Source organism: Streptomyces albiaxialis, from assembly GCF_039530985.1.
Taxonomy (GTDB): Bacteria; Actinomycetota; Actinomycetes; order Streptomycetales; family Streptomycetaceae; genus Streptomyces; species Streptomyces albiaxialis.
Genome location: NZ_BAAAPE010000002.1, coordinates 1 through 19,138, shown reverse-complemented (window position 1 = coordinate 19,138; position 19,138 = coordinate 1). Strand labels below are relative to the sequence as shown.

Below are 19,138 nucleotides of genomic sequence, written 5' to 3'. Positions count from 1 at the left end.
GAGGCCGTCAGGGCGCACGGAGCGGGGCCGGGAAGCCGGTCCAGCGCAGCGCGTCCGGGAGATGGCCCATGTCGTTGAGGACGAGTACGGCCGGGGGCCGGGCAGGGGCGTAACGGATCACGGTGAGCGCGCAGTTCCCGTGGTTGAGGCCCATCCAGCGCCAGGCGGGCGCGTCCATCGCGGCACGGACCAGCCACGCGACGAGGAACGCGTGGGTGACCACCAGCTCATGGCGGGGAGCCCCCTCGCCCCCGGCCGTGCCGGTGAACTCGGCCACCGCCCGGCGCGCCAGCTCCGCGCCCCGCGCCCGCTCGGCGTCCGTGACGGACGCGACGTGCGGCAGCATCGCGTCGGCGACACCGACGGGCAGCTCGTCCCGCTCGGGAACGTACGGGACGTAGTCCCCGGCGGCCTCGCACTCCCGCAGGGGCACCGGCCCGGGCCGCCCGGTGTCGGGCCGCCCGGCGCCGAGCCGCTCGGCGACGAGCCGTGCCGTCCGTGCCGCGCGCGGCAGCGGACCGTGGTGCACGGCCTCCAGCGGAACGCCGCGCAGCCGCCCGCCCAGCAGCCCGGCCTGCCGCCGCCCGGCCCCGGTGAGCCCGCTCCCGTCGGACGTGGCCTCGCCATGACGGGCGAGATACAGATAGCGATCACGCATGCCGTGACGGACGACACCCACGCGACCAGCGGTTCCGCGGAGAAAGTGCGCCGGACCGTACATCCTTCCGGGCCCGGGAGCGATCTTGCATTTGTCTCGATCATGCATGAAGAAAGCAGCACCCGTACATGCCCCTCTTCCCCCGAGCCGCCGCCCGCGGGCGGCGCCCCGGCGCTCTGCTCGTCTCCCTCTGCTCACTCGGCCTGCTGGCCGGCCTGACCGGCTGCGCGGACGGGAGCCAGGCCACCGACCGTTCCGGCCCCCGGCACACCGGCGCCCCGCCCGGGCAGTCCGCACCCGCCCCCTCCGGTGTCTGGGCGGGAGGGAAGGACCCCGTCCGTACGGCCGAGTCGGTGCTCCAGGTGGTCGCGCACCCGGACGACGACCTGTTCTTCGTGAACCCGGAGACGGCCCAGTCGCTGCGTTCCGGGCGCCCGCTGACCACGGTCTATCTGACCTCGGGGGAGTCCGACGGCGTCAACGCCCCGCGTAGGGACGTGCCGGGGGCGGCCGCTCCGGCGCGCAAACCGGGGGACCGGGGCGACAAGGCCCTGTACGCCGAGGCCCGGCAGAACGGCATCCGCGCGGCCTACGCCGAGATGGTCACCGGAGACCGCGACACGCCCTGGAAGCGCAGCGTCCTGCGCACCGCGGGCGGCGGCCGGGCCGAGCTCGACACGCTCCGGGGCCACCCGAGGGTCCGCCTCGTCTGGAACCTGCTGCGCGAGGCGGGCAGCCTCACCGCCCACCGCCCGCACAGCCTGTACGGGCTGTGGCGCGAGGAGGTCCCGGCCCTGGAGTCCCAGCTCACGTCCGGCGGCCCCGTCCGCCACGACTTCCGCTACACCCGCGAACAGCTCGTCGACACCCTCACCGGCTACCTGCGCACCTTCCGGCCGACGCAGATACGGATGCAGGACCCGACACCCGGCAAGCTGGACACCAACGGCAAGTACGCCGACCACCAGGATCACTTCGCGGGCGCCCGCCTCCTCCAGGAAGCCCTCGCCCGGCACGGCGAGGACGCCGCCCGGGGCAAGGCCCCCCACTTCACCGTCGAGACCTACCTGGGCTACTTCAACGGCGGCCTGCCCCACGTCCTCGGCGGCAGGACCGCCGAGAACAAGCTGCGCAGCCTCGACACCTACGCCTGGGCCGACCGCGCCGAACGCCCCTGCCGGCACACGGCGGGCTGCGGCGACCTGAAGATGGTGCCCCGGGGACAGCACCAGGGCTGGTCGCACGGCATACGGCACGCGGACGGCGACTCCGTGTCGTGGCTGCGGACGGGCAAGGACGGCTCGCTGTGGGCGTACTCGGTGCTCGACGGCCGCATCGCCGTACGCCACCGCCCGGCCGCCCCCGCGAACTCCCCGGACCCCCGCTGGACCGCCCCGGCCCTGCTCCCGGAGACGGGCATCGACCCGGCCCTCACCACGGTCCGCCTGCCCGACGGCCGCACCGCCCTGTTCGGCACCCGCACGGTCACCGACGACGGCCCCGACGGCTACCGCAAGGAAGTGGGCTGGGTCACCCAACGCCCGGACACCAAGGGCACACGCGCACGCCCGGGTTCCGGCTTCGGTCCCTGGCAGCCTCTTGGCACCCCCGAGGACGGCGACCGGACGGGCCTGTCGGACATCAGCGCCCCCGCCGTCGCCGCCGCCCCCGACGGCACGCTGACGGTCGCGGTCCGCACGAGCCGTCACCAGCTCAGCAGCCGCGTCCGCACCCCCGACGGCACCTGGAAGCCCTGGCACACCCAGGGCGGCACCGGCGTCCACGGCACCCCGACCGCCGTCGTCGACGGCGCGGGACGCCCCCACGTCTTCGGCGCGACGGCCGGCACGGTCCTCGCCTGGTCGGCCCCGCACCCCGAAGCGCCGCTCTCCGGCCCCCGCCCCACGGGCCTCCCGCCCGTCACCGGCCCGATCACGGCCCGTACGGACGGCCGCGCCGCCGTACGCCTCTACGCACGCGCCCCCGCCACCGGCCACGTCCTGTCCGCCCGCCTGGCCACCCGCGGAACCCGCCCCGCCCGCGTCACGGACCTGGGCGGCGCCGCGGGCTACGGCCCGGTCTCCGCCACCCGCCTCGCCGACGGCCGCACCCTCCTCGCGACCCGCGCGGCCAACGGCGACGTACAGACCGCCCTCACCGACGAACGCCCGCCCGCCACCGGCACCCCGGGCAGAGCCGCACCGGCGTCCTCCCGCCCCCGCTGGAGCACCACCGGCGTCCTCCTCTCCGGCGCCCCCGCCGCCGCCCCGACCCCCGACGGCCGCCACGCCACGATCGCCGCAACCACCCTGGACGGCCACCTCTACTGGGCCCGCACCGGAAACAAGGGCACCACAACCTGGGAGGGAACCAGAGGATGACCGATTTCCCCCGCTCCGCACATGCCGAACTCGCCCGCGCGGGCTGGCACCCTGGCCGCCGCGCACCACTGGAGGGGATCCGCCCCGAGCTGGCCATGGAAGGGCACAGCCTCACGCGGGCGGCGGAGGAGTTCCTCGCGGAGTACGCGGGCCTGCGGATGAAGGTCCGGGATCCCGCATCCGGCGCCGCCGCCGACTCCTTCGACTTCGACGCCGTCGGAGCCTCCTCCATCCCGGCCCACAATGTGCGGCGGTACGAAGCGGCGCTCGGCGAGAGCCTCACGCCGGTAGGCTCCGCGTTCGGCGAAGTGATGACCCTCCTGGTCTCCGGATCGGGCGCGATGTATGCCGTGTTGGACGCGACACTGCTGCACGTAGGGGATGACGCCGCCGAGGCGATCACCGTCCTCTGCGGGAACGGCGAGTTGCGCGAGGTCGGAGGAGTCAACTGGGACTGACGCCATCTGTCCCGGCGTTGAGCGGAAGCGGAATCGCAAGCGGAAACGCAAGCGGAAACGCAAGCGGCTCGGAGCCCGACGGCCCCACCGCGTCCCCCTCTTCACCGGCCGGCCCCGGGTAGGCTGCGCTCTCCGTGCCGGTCGCGGCTCGTGCGAGCCGTCGGGCCGGTGTCCGTTCGTCCGCGGGGGAGGCCCGGTGCCGGGGAGTACGCGCGTGCCCGCGTGGGTGGAGTCCGCGGGCGGACCACTGGTCGTCGTGCCCCGGGCCGCCCTGCCGTCCTGGTCCGGCGTGAACGGAAACGGGACGGAGACCGACTACGACCGGGCCTGCCAGGTCGATGGCTTCGCCGAGACCGTCGAGACCGGCCCGCACCGCACGTACCAGGCCCTCGTCCTGGGCGGCGAACCCGCCGCGACCCACTTCCTGCCCGTGGCCCCCGGCGGAGGCGTCTTCGTACGGCGGCACGCCGCGCCCTCCGACGAAGACGTCCTGGACAGCGTGGAGAGCGCGCTCGACACCGCCGTCTGGGGCTCCGAGCGCACATGGACCCTCCCGGATGACGGCGTGGTCGTCTTCGACGCGGCCGTACCGGGGGACGAGCTGGACCGGTTGGAGCCGCACGAACATCTGCGCGTGGACCTCCCGGAGGGACAGTACGAAGTGCGCGCCGCGTACGTGGAGTCGGCCCCCGACACCTGGATGTCCCTGATCCGCGTGACGAGACAGGGCCTGGCGGACATCGTCGGCGCGGCCTGGAACCGGCTCCTCCGGGACGCGGCCGAGCGGGAGGGCCCGTATGCGGAGCCGTACGCCGAGATGGTGCGCACCGCCTACGCCCACCCCAGGCTCAGGCCGCTCTACCCGTGGACCGGAATGTCGGAACTGCACTTCAGCCGGTGCACCGAACTGCGCTGGACCTGGGACATCCCCTACATCGGCCCGGCCAAGGGCGGCGGTTACCGCGTCTCCGGCCCCCTGCGCACGCAGGAGGTGGGCTTCGCCCGCTCCGCCGAGGAGGCCGTCGCGATGGTCGTCGACCGGCTGCCCCCGCGCAGCGACCACGCCTTCCGCGGCACCCCCCAGGAACTCGCCGCATACGAACGCACGCACCCCGGCACCACGGACGAGACGCCCCAGGGCCCTTGAGGACGTGAGCAGGGCGGCCCGCCGCCGTTGTCAGTGGCGGCGACGACAATGCGCGGTATGACTCCGCCCGAGCACCTCGACCGCTTCCTCACCGATACGGGGCTGGGAGACGCCGCGACGTTCACGGCCGTGCGCGGCGGTGACGAGGACGCGGTGATCCGGCACTTCGGCGGCGACCCGGACACTGCCCGCCCCATGGCCCTGGACGACCTGTCCTCGCACTACGACCGCGACCTCGTCCTCGTCTCCCGCTCGGGCCCCGCGACCGTCGTCGTGGAGAACGGCTACCAGGGGTCCCGCGAAGAGGTCCTGCGCCCCCTCTCCCGCCTGGGCCGCACCGCCAGCGCCTTCTGGAACGTCAACGCGGTGTCCCGGCTGTCCCTGGCCGAGGACGGACTCATCTCCTCCGCCCTCGACATGGTCGTCCTCGACGACCCCTACGGCGCCCGGCCCGACGCCTGGGACCCCCTGCTGGACGGCCTGGCCTTCGGCGTCGAGGCGCCGGGCTGGGGCGAGGGCCTCGTGGCGGTCGAACGCGCCACCGGCGCCCGCTTCGACGAGGCCTGGGCACGGGGCCCGCACCGCGCCGTGGAGATCACGCCCGTACCGGAGTATGTGCTCGGCCAGGGGTTCGACGACTCACCGCTGCTCGGCCAGGAGCCCTTCGCCGGCTACCTGGCAGAGCTTGGCCCCGCGCTGCTGGACCGCATGCGCCGCCACGCCCTGGACCTGGCCCTGACCCACGCCGGCCTGCGCGAACACCCCCTGGCCCCAGCGGCGCTCGCGCCCCCGCCCCCCGCCAGGCAGCGGACACGCCTACGGGCGGAACTGACCGCCGCGAGCGACACGGCCCTCGCCCGCAGCCACGCACTGCGCGCCGAGGAGGCCGAGGACTTCGCACCAGAGTGGGAGCGCCCCTCCCACCTCGCCTTCCGGCAGGCCATAGTCCTCGACGTCCTCGCGCGGTGCGCCGCGGCCCACTCGCCCACCTCGACGAGCGGCCTCCCCGACATCCTCAGCTCCCTGGTCACCGCCATGACGGGCGACGGCGAACGCGTCGAGGAATTCTGGATGGTCGACCGCCTGCACAGGGCAGCGCTGCGAAGGGCCTGAGAGCGGTGCGCGTCAGTCGTCCTCGGCGCCGGACAGGGCCTCGGCGACCATACGGGTGGCGAAGTCCCGGTCGTCGGTGAGGGCGTTGACGCGCTCCGCGAGAAGGAAGGCCGTGGCCTCCAGAGCATTCATCTCCACCGTGCGTGGTCCAGTCGCCGTACTGGCGCCGCCACAGGCTGGGACTCAACCCGGTCGCCGCCGCGATGAGCAGACCGGCCATGGTGGGGATGGCCTCGGGCCGGATACTGACCGTCATCATCCGCATCGTGGCCACGAGATCGGGCACCACGCACTCGATGACGTCCTTGCCGTGGTCCTCGTAGGCCAGCCTCAGCCACTTCATGTAGACGAAGATCAGCGAACACGCCCCGTCCAGCAGGTCCTCGACCCCGTCCGGGCCCATGGAGGTGAGGATCCGGTCGATCATCTCCTGCTGTTCGGCCGTCTCGGTCGCCCCGTTGTAGAAGGCCCTGAGGCGGGAGTCGACCACCATGAGGGCCGCGTCCACATCACCGGCGGGAGCGTGCTCGGGGGCGCAGGGCGAAGACACAGGGTTCCTCCTCTTCCGGCCGCGGCGGCGGCGCGGCACGCCCGTACGGTAGACGGCCGCACACCGGAGCGCTGCCGGATCCGCCCGGTGTCCCCCGAGGTGAGTACGACGGTGGGGGAGGCCCCCGCCCGCTCCGACCGCGTCGCCGCGTGCGAAAAACGCAATCGTGCCGGTAGGGTCCCTGCCATGACAGTGAATCCGGGGTCGGGTACGGACGAGGCGCCGGGCACCGAGGAGGTGCTGCGCGTCACCGTCGACAGGCTGCGCGAGCTGGCGGGAGAGCACCAGACCGAACTCGCCGTGGCCGTCGGCCTCAGCCCGACGGGCCTGTCGCGCCGTCAGTCGGGCAAGGCCTCCTGGAAGCTGGAGGACATCGACCGCCTCGCCGCGCACTGGGGCATCGAGGTCCCGGACCTGCTGACCGGCACGGAGCACGCCGTCTCCTGCCTCCCCGCGGCCCGCACGAGGCCCACCCTGCTCCCCGCTCCCGAACCGGAACCTGAGCCAGAAGCGGAACCGAAGCCGAAGCCGGAACCGGAGCCGGAGCGTCAGGCGGCGCCCGACACCACCCCTGAGCGCCAGCCGGAAACCACACCGGCACCCGAACCCGCAATCGCCCCCGCCCCCACCCCCACTCCACCCCTCCAGGCACCTCCCCAGGTCCTGCCGCCCGATCCACCCCGCCCCGTCGACGGAACGGCCGTAGCGGCGGAGCCGTGCGTGCTGTGCGGGAAGCCGACGACCGCGCGCGCGGGCGGCCACCCCCAGCACATGTACGGCCTGTGCGTAGGCGCCCCGCTCCCCGCCGCCGAGCCCGGCGAGCCCGCCGGGGCCGACGGAGGGGAACAGCCCCGCCCCGACGCCCCCTCGGCCCCTCGCGGAACCCGCCCCCGCCCCGCACCCGCCCCGCTCACCGACAACGACCTGGCGCTGACGATCGCGGGCACGGTCGCCGCCGTACTGCGCGAGCACGAGGGCGATATGGGCGCCGCGCAGGAGGCGCTGTCCAAGCGCGCGGTTCAGGACGTGATGAGCCTCTTCAAGTCCTCGCGCGTGGGCGGCCGTTACGAGCACAAGGACTTCCCGCCCACCGAGGAGATCCTCAAGAAGCGCTCGCAGAAGGGCGCCGACGCGATCTGGGAAGGCCGCCCGAAGTGGCGCAACACCGCGCTCGCGAAGGCCGTCAAGGCGGGCGAGCTCGACGGCCCGGTCGACGTCGTGGCGTTGGACGCGAACGCCGCCTATCTCGCGGCCTGGAAGACGAGGCTGCCCCTCGGCCGTCTCGTGCACAGCACCACCGGCGTCCACGACCCCAAGCAGGCGGGCGTGCACCTGATCACGCCGCCCGAATGGGACCACCCCGACATCCCCTCGCCGCTCGGCGCCCGTATGGAGCCGGGGGAGTTGTGGGTGACCGAGCCGACGCTGCGGCTGCTGATGCGGTGCGCGAAGGACGACCTGTGCGACCCGCCCGTCATCCACGAGTCCTGGACCTCGGGCAGCACGGAGGCCCTGCTGGAGAAGCTGCGCCGTACGCTCGTGGAGCTGCGGAAGAAGGCCGTCGAGGAGGGCGACACGCTCACGGTGGAGTATCTCAAGGCGATGTACTCCAAGTTCGTCTCCACCATCGGCGAATCGTCGATGAACCGGGAGATCCGCCGTCCGGACTGGATGCACATCATCCGCTCCCAGGCCTTCGCGAACCTGTGGTTCAAGGCCGACCGCGCCCGCAAGGCGGGCCTGACACTGGTCCAGATGTCGGGCACGGACGAGCTGCACCTCGCGGGCGGCGACTGGCGCGGCGTGTTCTCCGAGGGCCGGGGCATGGCCGACATGAAGATCAAGGAGACCTACACGTTGGGCACCCCCGGAGGTGAGCGGTGAGCAGCCAGTCCCAGGACGAGTGGGGCGAGTGGCAGAAGCACGGCGCGCGCGGCATGACCGGCGGCCAGGCCCTCGCGCAGGAGATCGAACGCGTCGTACGGGCCCACGGCATCGCCTCCCCGGTCACCACCAGGCGGGGCCTCAACGCCCGGCTGCGCTACCTCGACAGCCCCGCGGGCCGCGCCGCGCTCCGCGAGGCCGGAGCCAGCCCCCGTACGGTCCGGGACTGGTACGCGCGCCGCACCACCCCCTCTCGCGCCAGCCGCGAGAAGATCGACACGGCGTACTGGAACCGCCGCCGCGAGAACCTCATCCGTTCCGGGCAGTTGAAGCGCTATTTCAACAACGAGGGCCGCGGCGTACGGATGGAGATCTACCCCGTCGACCAGACGGCCGTCCCCGAGAAGTACCGCCGCCCCAACGTCCAGGACCGCTCCATTCAGGCCCGCTACGTATGGGACGACGCCGTCGACGCCTGGAAGGACGACGACTTCGGGACCCTCGACGAGATCTGGGACGACCTGATCGCCGACCTCGACTCCGACTGGGTCGCCTACGCCTACGTCTCGGGGATCGGCACCAGCGCCTGACCCCGGCGCCGCGCCGGGGCCGCGCCGGGGGCGATTGGGTGCGACCGGAGGACGACCCGGGACCCTCCCACGCAACGTGAATCCTTAGCCAAACATCGGTGAACTCCGTACAACCAGCCGGGCACTTCGACGGTCACATGTGACGAACCCGCGTCCCGTCGACCGAGTGGGAGCCCCACCGTGCCACAGCGCCGCCGCATCCTGACGTACGCCATCGCAGCAGCCGCGACGGTCACCGCCGGGCTCGTGCTCCCGTCCGGCACGGCCACCGCCGCACCCCGCGCCGTCACGAGCGACTTCAACGGCGACGGCTACGCGGACGTCGCCGTCGGCGTCCCGGACGGGACCGTCGGCGGCAAGGCCAAGGCCGGATACGTGAACATCGTCTGGGGCGGACCGAAGGGCGTCGGCGCCCACGGGAGCATCCGCGTCACCCAGTCCACCCCCGAGACCCCCGGCACCCCGGAGGCGGGCGACCGCTTCGGCGCGTCCGTGGAACTGACCGACCTCAACGGCGACGGCATCGCGGAACTCCTCGCCGGCGTCCCCGGCGAGGACGTCACCGACCGGGGAACCGACGCGGGCATGGTCATCGCCGTGGGCGGCTCGAAGAACGGGCCCGGGCCCGGCTCGACGGTTCTCACCGGGCCCTCGCCGTCCGCCGCGTACGGCAGATCGGTCACGGCTGCCGACCTGACCGGCGACGGCAACAAGGAGATCGTGATCGGCGGCACGGACAAGGTCGTCGCCACCGTCGCCCAGGGCGAGGACAGCATGATCGCCACCGTCGTCACCGCCCCCATGGGCGGCCGCGCCCCCGTCCTGACCACCGGCGACTTCGACAGCGACGGGGTCGCGGATCTGGCTCTGGCGTACTGGACCCGGGGCGCGCCCAGCACCCAGTCCCACGTACGCCTGTGGAAATGGGACGCCGACCGCTCCGAGATGGCCAACTTCTGGAACACCGACAACGCCGGTGTGACCGCCCTGGCCGCCGGCGACTTCGACGGCGACGGCAACGACGACCTGGCGCTCGGCGAATGCCGTGAGATCGCCGACGAGAACATCGACGACCCGTGCGGCCCCGAGCCGCTCGCCAAGGGCGGCGGCATCCACGTCCACTACGGCAGCCCGGCGGGCGGCTCGTTCGGCAGCCGCGCCCAGACCCTCAATCAGGACACGGCCGGGGTCCCGGGCGTGGCCGAGGACGGCGACCGCTTCGGCGCCTCCCTCGCCGTCACCGACACCGACCGCGACGGCCGCGACGATCTGATCGCGGGCGCCCCCGGCGAGGCCATCGGGACCAAGGCGAAGGCAGGCGCCGCCTGGCTCCTCCACGGCGGCACCAAGGGCCTGCTCGACGCGGACGGCGCCGCCGCGGCCGACACCTGGAACCAGGACACGGCAGGCGTCCCGGGCGTCGCCGAGGCGGGCGACGCCTTCGGCGCGGCGGTCGCCGCGGGCGACCACAACGGCGACGGGACACCGGACGTCACGGTCGGATCCCCCGGCGAGAACGCCTCGCTGGGCGCCGCATGGCTGCTCCCCAAGGGCGCGGCCAACGGCTCGACCGCCTTCTCGCCCCGCACGCTCGGCCTCCCGGACCTCTCCACGGCCCACAAGTACGGCAAGCCGCTGAGCAGCCACTGAGCGGAGCAGTGGGCAAGCCGCCGAGGTCGCCCAGGGACCTCAGGCCCCGTTCCCGCCGTGCCGTCGACCGACGATCTCGGGCTTCTTGGCCACACGCTCGACGGTTAGCGCCCGGCCCGCACTCGCCACCACCGGGTCGGAATCGGCCATCCAGGCCTGGCGGGCCGCCGAGTCACCGGTCTCCCACAGCTCGACGGCGAGGTCCTGGCGCGTCTTGAGACGCTTGGCGAGAGCACGCAGCTTTCCGAGATTCACGCCATGACCGTCGCCATGCCTGGCATTGACCTCGCGAACCTTGGGAACGTCGAGTCCGGCCAGCTCGGCCATCACCTCGTCCACCGTCGCCCCGGCCATCGGTGCCTCCCGTCCTCTCCCTCACCCACGGGAACCTCAGCCTACGCAGCCCCCGCCCCCCGCCCCCCGCCTCCGCGCCGGGTGTGTGGTGGTGTGGGCGGGTTGGTGGGGGGCGAGTGCGCCGGGTGTGCTGTCTGCTGTGTGTGGTGAGTTGGAGTGTGGTTAGACTCGGCTGCCGCTCCTCGCCCTGGCCAGGGCCTTGGAGGACCGGTGGACCGTGTTTTCGGGGGAAAGGACAGAGCGTGATGACTGTTGGCGTGGACGAGGACGTTCCGATCTATCAGCGCCTGGTGATAGAGCAGGGTGACGTGGTCACCCAGGTCCGGCAGAGCGCCGAGGAACTGCTGCGGGAGACCGAGGAAGCGGTCGACTTCAGCCGCCCCCGCCTGCCCACGGCGTAAGCGGGCTCTCTCCGTGCCGAGGGCTCAGCGGAAGGCCGACGCGTTGTGCTGAGCCCAGTCAGCGAAGGTACGTGCCGGGCGTCCGGTCACCTTCTCGACCACGCCGTTCGGGGTGTTGTACTCGGCCGGCGGGTCGGCGAACACCTCCAACTGGAAATCGATCATGTGCTCCGGAACGCCCTGCTCCCGCATCGCTGTCCGCGCCTGGTCGGGCGTCAGTTCCACGAACTCCACGCTGCGGCCGACCGCTGACCCAAGGGTGGCGATCTTCTCCCGCAGCGAGATCCGCTCCGGCCCGGTCAGCAGGTAGTCCGCACCGCCGTGCCCCTCTTCGAGCAACGCCGTCGCGGCCACCGCACCGATATCGCCCTCGTGCACCATCGCGGTACGCGAGTCCCCGTACGGCCGCTCGACCCGCCCCTGGCGCACCTCGTCCGCCCACTCCAGCGCGTTGGCCATGATCTCGGTCGGCGAGACCGCGGTCCACGTCAGAGCCGACGCCCGCACGGCCGGCTCCAGCGTCGACTCCGACCACCCGGCCAGCATGGTCACCCGGCGCACACCCGCCGCCTCGATCATCGCCACCAGCTCCCGGCCGTTCTCCAGCGGAGCGTAGCCGTCACCCCCGAAGTTGATCAGGTGTACGCCGGTCACGCCCCGCAGCGCCGCCTCCAGCGACGGCGCGTCCAGCAGATCGCCTCCCACGACCTCGACCCCCGGCCCGAACGCCGCTGTCCCGGGCCGCCGGGTCAGCGCACGCACCGGCGCACCGGCCTCCTGGAGCGCCGCGACAACCTGCCGCCCGACCGTGCCCGTCGCACCCGCAACCAGAAACGTCATGCCACTCTCCCCACATCGTCCGCGACCGGTCTCCCCGGCCGCACACACATGATGGCGCCCCTTGCGGACAGGTACTGTCCGCGATCGAGGCCATCGGGAGCCACAGGAACCGACCCCGCGACAAGAGGCGAAGCGATGACCCTGCACTCCGACATGGCCGAACTGTTGGCGCAGGCGGGCATCCTCGACGTGAACATCGACGACGCCGTCAAGGACGAGCACGTCCGAGCATCCGCGTACCAACGCGTCGTCACGGCAACGGCTTCCTCACGGAGCCACGACCGCGACCGGGACCGGGACCGGGTCCGGGACCGCGCGATCGTGGCCACGATCCTGCGCGACCCCAGCGAGATCACGTCCAAGACAGCGGTGGCCGCCCTCGTGGACCGGATCGCGATGGTGTCGCCCGGCCCCGCCGAGTTCCGTCAGTGGTCAGCCGAACTGCTGCCGGAGTTCGACCAGTTCAAGGCACGGGGCCACCGCGATTTCATCCACCGCCGCGTCCACGACTGGCTGCTCTACCTGTCCGTCGAGGACGGCCACGAGCCGACACCGGCCGAGTTGGCGGAAGCCACGGACTGGATGCAGCGCCTCCTCGCCGAGAACTCGACGTCGCCGCCGGTACTCGCCCTGCTCGCCGGGTCGGCCAGGAGAAAGAAGACACGGAACATCGCGAAGAACCGCGCCGGATTCTCCGGGAGTCCGGTCTGAGCGCGGAACCGCTTCGGCCGGCAGATGTGTGAGCACCTGTCAGAATGCCCGTCATGAACGACATATCACTTCCCCACAGAGACTGGGGCAATGGAACCGTTCCGGTCGACCACGCACCGGACGGGGCGACGGTCCTGGAGATACAGTGCAGCCGCTTCAACGGGTACTTCGTGTACGGCTGGTGGACACCCCCGATCATCTGGAGCGCGGCGAGATGCTGTGCACCGTGAACTACGGCGGGCACCCGGCACGAGCCGTCGTGCCGCGTTCGTACACGCATCTGGCCGTGGACAAGGGGAGCGTGAGAGGCGGCGGCCCGTTCAAACGGTGGAAGATCGGCTACCGCAGCGCCACCACCTGCACCGAACTGAAGAAGACAGCGACCGGCAAGCACCCCGACGTCCTCCAATACGACGGCCCAGCCACCGAGGCCGTGCTGAACGTCGTCGGCAAGGGCTACGCGCGCTTGGTTCACCACGGACGTGACGGCGGGCGGAGCGAGGTGACGGACATCAGCCTGGGGCCATTCCGCGGACGGATCGAACTGCCGGGCCCGGGACTGATCGAGGTGGACTGCCTGGTCGACTGGTCACTGCGGATCGCCGATTGACACGCGGACCGGCCGGAACACCCCGCGAATCCCCCTGAGCCCCGTTGAGCCTCCAGCCCCGATATCGCCTTCAGGCGGACAGGATCGTGCGGGTCGCTCGTTCCGCTGCGGCGAGGGCGCCTTCGATGTGGCGGGCGAAGTCCGGGGCGGTTTCGGTGGAGGCCCAGTGGAGTCGCCGGTCAGGGCGGGGCGCTGGCACAGGGGGTGGCCGAAGAGCCGGTAGGTGGCGGTTCGTGGTCAGCACATAGCTGTGACCGGCAGCGAGCTTGCCCTTGTAACAGGCGATGTCTTCTGCGGCCTTGAGCCGTACCAGCCTGATGCTTCGGCACAACTCGCACTCTCCTGGCCCCGCCGGCGCGCGGCAGGAACACCCCCCCCGCACTCTCCGCACGCGATGCAGGCATGGTGTGCTGGAACTACCTGCGGAACCTTCGGCATCACAGGAGAAGCGCTGCTTGGAGCTCTGCCCTGTGTTGCCGTGCGAGCTGAGATTTCCATGGCGTGCCGAGGAACGTGTCGGAGCGCGCCTCTTCTCCCTGTCCGGATGTCCTGGGAGAAGCGTCCCGGGCTGCGAAGCGTAGGGCGGCGAAGTCCGGCACGTAGCTGCGCGCGCCCAGCTACGCCGTGCGAGCACGGTTTGGCCCTTGTCGATATCCCCCCGCCCCGCGCCGCGCGCTCCCGGGCACGAGGGAGGCCAGCGTTCACAACCGCGTCCGCCGTTATAGAGCTGACGGCAGGATCCGGTGCTACCGCGGGGTACGGGGGAGAGGACGCCACGGCCAGCGCGTCGATTCCCCGTGGACGGCATGCCCGGGCCCGCCCCGGCGCTGGCGGATGGGTTATGTGGTGAGTGCGGCGGGCTCGCCCAGGTGGGCGGCAGCGGTGCGCCACGCGGTGATGACGGCGGTCCGGGCCTGCGCCGTACGGGCGGTCAGGGTGCCAGTCAGCGACAGTGGCGCGCCCACGTGGACGTGCAGACCCGGCCGACGCAGAGGGGCGCTGGCGAGCCCCGCCAACTGCTTGAGCCTGCTGCCCGAGGTGACGCGGCGGGCGCCGGCCTGGCCCACGGGCACGACGGGGGCGCCGGTGCGTTCGACGAGCCGGGCCAGACCGCTGCGGAATCCTCCGGGGGCCGCCTCCGCGACGTCCCGGCGACGGGGGAGCCCGCCCTCGGCGTAGATGAGGACCAGCCGTCCCTGTTCCAGGGCATCGGCTGCCGCGTCCAGCGAGGCCGCGGCACGCCGGTCCCCGCGGACGACGGGGACGTGCCCGTCGCGGGCGAGCGCGCGGCCGAGCAGCGGCACACGCCACAGCCCGGCGGTCGCCATGATGACCGGCTCGGCACCGAGCCGACGAAGAGCGGCGATGACGACGGCGGGGTCCGCCAGGGAAGAGTGGTTCGGAGCGATGATGCTGCCCGGCTCGAGCGCGGCGCGCGGGTCAGCGGTCACCGACAGATGTCCGAAGGCGGGGACCAGAAGGTCGGCGATGCGGCTGAGCACGAGCGGTCTCCCGGGGCCGAGGGCGTTTCTCCCATCGTCGGTGGCGGGCGTGGGCCGCGCATGAGTTGGCGTACTCACTTCTGATCGCCGTCGCCGGGCTACCCAGCCCGGTGAGTTCGGGCCGCGGCCACGCCGGGCCGTCACACCGCGGGGTGACGGCCCGGCCGTGCGGGAGGTCGCACGATGGGCGTGCAGATGGCCGATCAGGCCCTCGCCGCGCTGATGTAGTAGCTCTTCCAGAAGGCGCGCACGCTGCGAGCCTAGGTCCGATTGTGAGGAAGAGCTGCGCATGACCGAGAACCCGTCTGTGCCCGGACCGCCCCGGGACCTGGCGATGCACAACGACTGGTGGGTATCGGGCTGGGAACACGTCCTGCCTCGCCAGGGGTTCCCGCTGACCATGCTGATCGGCACCGCGAGCCAACCCGGCTCTACCGGCTCGCTGGATGACCTGCTCCAGGAGATCCTCACCTCCCTCGACCGCCTGGCAGCCACCACGGACCGAGACCCCGACGACGTCCGACTCGGCCTCACGGAACTCGTCGCATCCGGTGACGCACACGTGCAGCGCGGCCGCGAGCCAGCCGACACAGAACGCCTGGAGGCACACCACCGCTTCCGCCTGGTCATGGACAGGGAGCACTTCCACCGGAATCGGGTGGACAACAGCCACGTCCGCGCCTTCCAGAGCTACTGGCACAAGGAACTGGACGAATTCCTCGCCACCCACCCAGGCGCGCTGGAATCCGAGTGGCCCCACGAGGCGCAGTGCCGCTACGAACTCCGCCAACTCCAGCGCAACCTGCGCCCCCTGATGATCGGTCTGGCCGACCTCGCCGGGGTCACCGAACCCGATCGGTTCCTGGGACCCGAACCGCCGCTCCTGCCTCCGCCCCCGAGCGCCCCCTGACCGCCTGCTGTGACGCTGCTCGGCTGTTCTTTGGCTCCTTGCGTGCCGAGCTGACGAGGTCGGACGTGCGGCATCCGGCGGCAAGGGGCAGGCCCATAGGGGCCCGTGCTCGGTTCCTAGCTCGGAGTCGGCCCAGCGTCGCGAGGCTCTAAGTTCCCGAATGTTTCCGCCTGATAGGGCTGGACCCGGCAGAGAGGGCCTTCAGGGCAAGGACATCTTGGGGGATATTGAAGGACTTCGCGGAAGGCAACGATATGGGTCACGCTTCGAAGGGGGTTCGGCAACGTTGAAGCTGGTTGTCACGTGCGGGAATACTGTCATCGGCTACTTCTTCGAGATGGGAGGTGATATGCCTTGGCAGTTGGGCAGCTTCGAACCGTCCGAACATTTTGAGGCAGTGAAGCCCCTTTTTGAGGCTCAAAACACCGCGAAGGAAAAGGGGTTCACCCCGGAAACTGTCTGGGCGCTCCGCGCCGTCAAAGAACTGCCGATCCTCCTGACGCCGAGCGACGGACGTGCCCCCATCAAGCCGGACTACTTCTACATCTCTGACGGCAGAGCCAGATACCGGTGCTAATAGCGCACCCTACGTGGCCAGTTGGACGTCCTTCCGACGCGGCGAAGAATCGCATGTCGTGATCATGCGGCTGCCCGCTGCGTCGGCCGGGCCCCTCGCCCGATGTGGGTTGTGTGGGGGCTCGTGTGAATGACCGGACTGGCTGGTTCGCTTTGGGTTCGGCGGTGAGTTTGCGGTTCCGGTGCGGGTGGTGGTGTTGGGGGTTGTTGTGGAGGTGTTAGTGCAGCGCGATGTCTGCCGGGCGGGGCGGGACGGCGTCCAGGGCGGCGAGTGTGGCCGGGCTGAGGGTGATTTCCGCAGCGGCCATGTTCGTTTCCAGGTGGGTGGGGTTTGCTGTGCCGGGGATCAGGAGGATGTTCGGTGCGTGGTGGAGGAGCCAGGCTAGGCCGATCTGGGCGGGGGTCGCGTCCGTCTCGTGTGCGGCGGCGGTTACGGCGGGCTCGTCCGTGACCTTCGGAATTCCGTCGAAGGCGCTGCCGAGTGGGAAGTAGGGAACCCAGGCGATGCCTTTCTCCTGGCATAGGCGCAGTAGGTCTTCGTCGTCGCGGCTGAGCAGGCTGTAGGCGTTCTGCACGCAGGTGATGTCTGCGGGCAGGGCGTGGCGCAGGACGTCCATGGAGACGCTGCTGAGTCCGAGCGCGCCGATTTTGCCTTCGTCTCGCAGAGCGGTCAGTTCGGCGAGTTGGTCGTCGAGGGGGACGAGCTGGTCGCCCTCGGCGCGCAGGCCGGGGCCGGTGTCCGTGCGGCGGAGGTTGACCAGGGGGAGCTGTTCGGTCTTCAGGGTGGTCAGGTTGTCCTCGACGGCGGCGCGCAGTTGTTCGGGGCGCTGGGCGAGGCGGAGGGGGAGGGGGCCTTCGGGGTCGGGCTCGGCACCGACCTTGGTGGCCACCAGGACGTCGTCCTGGGAGCGGACGGCCTCGCGTATCGCTTCGTTCACGAAGCCGTGTCCGTAGAACTGTGCCGTGTCGATGTGGTCGACGCCCAGCTCGATGCAGCGGCGCAGCAGCTTGACGGCCGCTGGGCGGTCGCCCTGGAGGCGTTCGAGTTGCATCGCGCCGAAGCCGATCCGGGAGACGGTCCGGTGTGCGAGCTGTCCGGCTCCACCGGGGCGCGGTGTGCCGGAGGCGGTGACGTGATCGGACCTGACGGGGGAGGTCATGGGCTGTCTCCTTCGCAGCGGGGCGTGGGAGGATAGATGAAGCGGAGTCTCTCCGTTTCACCTTCAGCATAGCCTAACCGGAGGTTCTCCGTTTTGTCTGGAACCGAGTCCACGGCCGACGGACGCGCCGCGGGGACACCCGCCCGACCCGCCCGATCCGACGCACGGCGCAACCGCGACCGGCTCCTCCACGCCGCCCGGGACGCCTTCGCGACGACACCGGACCACGTCCGCCTCGACGCGATCGCCCGCGCCGCCGGCGTCGGAATCGGCACGCTCTACCGACACTTCCCCACTCGGGAAGCACTCGTGGAGGCGCTCTACGCCGCGGAACTCGACGAAGTCGTCGCCGACGCCCCGAAGCTCCTCGACGAGCTGGAACCCGCAGCGGCTCTGCGTGCCTGGATGACCCGGTACGCCGCGTTCTTCAAGATCAAGCGCGGCATGTCACAGACACTGCGCGACGGCTGGGCATCGGGGACCGTCGCTACGCCTGCGACGCGGGAACGTATCACTAGGGCTGTTGCTCTGATGTTGCGTGGTGGTGCTGAGGCTGGCTCGTTGCGTGGTGACGTCGATCCTGAGGATGTGACGGTGATGCTTTTGGGTGTGTTCCTCTCGACGGCGGCGACCGATACCACAGAGCGGATCGACCGGCTCCTTGACCTGCTCGTCGACGCATTGCGTCCTACGGCTTCGCCGGACGGTCGTACTCGCCTTGGGGGGTGAATTCGCGTGCGAGGTCTGTTTTGTGGGGCCGTGTGAAGGGTGTGAGCGGATTGCCGTACTGGGGCTTGCCGTGGTCGTGGTTTCCGTAACGTTCGGGCTTCGCTGCGCAGCAGCCGTCAGCCGTCAGCCGTCAGCCGTCAGCCGTCAGCCGTCAGCCGTCAGCCGTCAGCCGTCAGCCGTCGGGGGGAGGGGGAGGGGATGGGGTGTGTCCGGGGCCGAACATGTGGGTGTTGCGTTTTGTGCAAGGGGTGGCAATGCGTGGAGGGTGTGTTTTCCGCGACGGGGCTGCCCGTCTCAGTGGTTTGTCGGTTTGCGTTTTTCGCATTGCGGGTTTGGTGCGGGGTCTCGTGCCTCGTGTGTTTGCGTTTTTCGCACTTTGAGCTGGTGTCGTGTGTTCGGGTGCTGGCGTTTTTCGCAAGGAGAGCGGGGGAGGGCGGGGGAGGGCGTGGGGCTGTGTTGTCCCGTGTGTGTCCCAGGTTGTCTGTTGTCGCTGTGCGGTGCTGGTGTGTTGAGGAAGTAGTGGGCGCTGTCTCCTGGTTGAGGGTGGGGTCGGTCAAGGGGCTGTTCGGTGGGTGGGGTTGGGCCGTGGGTGGCTGTGTCGTACCGGCCCGGAGGTGACGGGGTGTCATTTTTTGATGATCCCTACATCCTCAAGTGGAGTAGACCAATTTTTTGGTGTTCGCCGGCCCCGGTCCCCCCTCGTTCCTGACTCTCCGTCAGTCAGTACGGGGGCTGTGGAGTGAATACTCCGGGTGGGCACTCAAGCCCCCGGGCCCGGAGGGCCCGCCCTCGCCCCTCTCCGCACCCGGACACGCCCACACCCTCCAACCCCACTGCCACACCCCAACCACCCGCACACAAAAACCAGATCAACCCCCACCCTCCAGCCCGCGCTTTCCGCCCTCACCCGCACA

General features: G+C 71.2%; 17 protein-coding genes and 2 pseudogenes. 13 read left to right on the top strand and 6 right to left on the bottom strand.

Going from position 1 to position 19,138, the window contains the following annotated elements:
- Positions 1–7: 7 nt before the first annotated feature.
- A complete protein-coding gene (locus ABD343_RS05005; RefSeq protein WP_344524441.1) occupies positions 8–658 on the bottom strand; it encodes a histidine phosphatase family protein in 651 nt (216 codons plus the stop codon).
- A 128-nt stretch (positions 659–786) separates the two neighbouring features.
- Between ABD343_RS05005 and ABD343_RS05000 the strand changes: the two genes are divergently transcribed.
- The 4 genes from ABD343_RS05000 to ABD343_RS04985 all read left to right on the top strand — a co-directional run bounded on the left by ABD343_RS05000 (position 787) and on the right by ABD343_RS04985 (position 5,757).
- A complete protein-coding gene (locus ABD343_RS05000) occupies positions 787–3,039 on the top strand; it encodes a PIG-L family deacetylase (protein ID WP_344524439.1) in 2,253 nt (750 codons plus the stop codon).
- Complete coding sequence (locus tag ABD343_RS04995; protein ID WP_344524437.1) at positions 3,036–3,497, top strand: SUKH-3 domain-containing protein; 462 nt, start codon at positions 3,036–3,038, stop codon at positions 3,495–3,497. Before ABD343_RS05000 ends, ABD343_RS04995 begins: the two co-directional genes overlap by 4 nt.
- Positions 3,498–3,711: 214 nt before the next feature.
- Positions 3,712–4,644 (top strand): Imm21 family immunity protein, encoded by a 933-nt coding sequence (locus tag ABD343_RS04990; RefSeq protein WP_344524435.1) that lies wholly within the window; start codon positions 3,712–3,714, stop codon positions 4,642–4,644.
- Positions 4,645–4,701: 57 nt separating this feature from the next.
- Positions 4,702–5,757, top strand: coding sequence for a DUF6461 domain-containing protein (locus ABD343_RS04985; RefSeq protein WP_344524433.1), 1,056 nt, complete (start codon positions 4,702–4,704; stop codon positions 5,755–5,757).
- 12 nt (positions 5,758–5,769) lie between these two features.
- Here ABD343_RS04985 and ABD343_RS04980 read toward each other — a convergent pair.
- Positions 5,770–6,307, bottom strand: a pseudogene (locus ABD343_RS04980) (hypothetical protein).
- Between the two features lie 186 nt (positions 6,308–6,493).
- Between ABD343_RS04980 and ABD343_RS04975 the strand changes: the two are divergent.
- From ABD343_RS04975 to ABD343_RS04965, 3 genes are all read left to right on the top strand, one after another.
- Complete coding sequence (locus ABD343_RS04975) at positions 6,494–8,191, top strand: helix-turn-helix domain-containing protein (protein ID WP_344524431.1); 1,698 nt, start codon at positions 6,494–6,496, stop codon at positions 8,189–8,191.
- A gap of 53 nt (positions 8,192–8,244) precedes the next feature.
- Complete coding sequence (locus tag ABD343_RS04970) at positions 8,245–8,781, top strand: thiamine pyrophosphate-dependent enzyme (protein ID WP_344525546.1); 537 nt, start codon at positions 8,245–8,247, stop codon at positions 8,779–8,781.
- Positions 8,782–8,961: 180 nt separating this feature from the next.
- Positions 8,962–10,431, top strand: a complete 1,470-nt coding sequence (locus ABD343_RS04965) for an FG-GAP-like repeat-containing protein (RefSeq protein ID WP_344524429.1) — start codon at positions 8,962–8,964, stop codon at positions 10,429–10,431.
- Positions 10,432–10,506: 75 nt separating this feature from the next.
- Here ABD343_RS04965 and ABD343_RS04960 read toward each other — a convergent pair.
- Positions 10,507–10,785: pseudogene (locus tag ABD343_RS04960) on the bottom strand (DNA alkylation repair protein); the annotation flags it as partial.
- Between the two features lie 245 nt (positions 10,786–11,030).
- Between ABD343_RS04960 and ABD343_RS04955 the strand changes: the two are divergent.
- Entirely contained in the window at positions 11,031–11,186 is a 156-nt protein-coding gene (locus ABD343_RS04955; protein ID WP_344524428.1) for a hypothetical protein, read from the top strand.
- 24 nt (positions 11,187–11,210) lie between these two features.
- Here the strand turns inward: ABD343_RS04955 and ABD343_RS04950 are convergent, their stop codons facing one another.
- Positions 11,211–12,026: an NmrA family NAD(P)-binding protein gene (locus ABD343_RS04950; RefSeq protein ID WP_344524426.1), complete on the bottom strand. Its 816-nt coding sequence runs from the start codon at positions 12,024–12,026 to the stop codon at positions 11,211–11,213.
- A gap of 135 nt (positions 12,027–12,161) precedes the next feature.
- Between ABD343_RS04950 and ABD343_RS04945 the strand changes: the two genes are divergently transcribed.
- Both ABD343_RS04945 and ABD343_RS04940 read left to right on the top strand, forming a co-directional pair.
- Positions 12,162–12,737, top strand: coding sequence for a hypothetical protein (locus ABD343_RS04945; RefSeq protein ID WP_344524424.1), 576 nt, complete (start codon positions 12,162–12,164; stop codon positions 12,735–12,737).
- 181 nt (positions 12,738–12,918) lie between these two features.
- Positions 12,919–13,347 (top strand): hypothetical protein, encoded by a 429-nt coding sequence (locus ABD343_RS04940; RefSeq protein ID WP_344524423.1) that lies wholly within the window; start codon positions 12,919–12,921, stop codon positions 13,345–13,347.
- Positions 13,348–14,186: 839 nt separating this feature from the next.
- Here the strand turns inward: ABD343_RS04940 and ABD343_RS04935 are convergent.
- Complete coding sequence (locus ABD343_RS04935; RefSeq protein ID WP_344524422.1) at positions 14,187–14,849, bottom strand: lysophospholipid acyltransferase family protein; 663 nt, start codon at positions 14,847–14,849, stop codon at positions 14,187–14,189.
- A 289-nt stretch (positions 14,850–15,138) separates the two neighbouring features.
- Here ABD343_RS04935 and ABD343_RS04930 point away from each other — a divergent pair, with 289 nt between their 5' ends.
- Both ABD343_RS04930 and ABD343_RS04925 read left to right on the top strand, forming a co-directional pair.
- The gene (locus ABD343_RS04930; protein ID WP_344524420.1) at positions 15,139–15,759 is read left to right on the top strand and encodes a DUF6042 family protein; all 621 of its coding nucleotides are present in this window, start codon (positions 15,139–15,141) and stop codon (positions 15,757–15,759) included.
- A gap of 286 nt (positions 15,760–16,045) precedes the next feature.
- Positions 16,046–16,336 carry a hypothetical protein gene (locus tag ABD343_RS04925; protein WP_344524418.1) on the top strand — a complete coding sequence of 97 codons (291 nt, stop codon included), beginning with the start codon at positions 16,046–16,048 and terminating at the stop codon, positions 16,334–16,336.
- Positions 16,337–16,553: 217 nt separating this feature from the next.
- Here ABD343_RS04925 and ABD343_RS04920 read toward each other — a convergent pair whose 3' ends face one another.
- Entirely contained in the window at positions 16,554–17,495 is a 942-nt protein-coding gene (locus ABD343_RS04920) for an aldo/keto reductase (RefSeq protein ID WP_344524416.1), read from the bottom strand.
- Between the two features lie 93 nt (positions 17,496–17,588).
- On the opposite strand from ABD343_RS04920, the gene ABD343_RS04915 reads away from it, so the two are divergent.
- Positions 17,589–18,224, top strand: a complete 636-nt coding sequence (locus ABD343_RS04915) for a TetR/AcrR family transcriptional regulator (protein ID WP_344524414.1) — start codon at positions 17,589–17,591, stop codon at positions 18,222–18,224.
- The last annotated feature ends 914 nt before the right edge of the window (positions 18,225–19,138 follow it).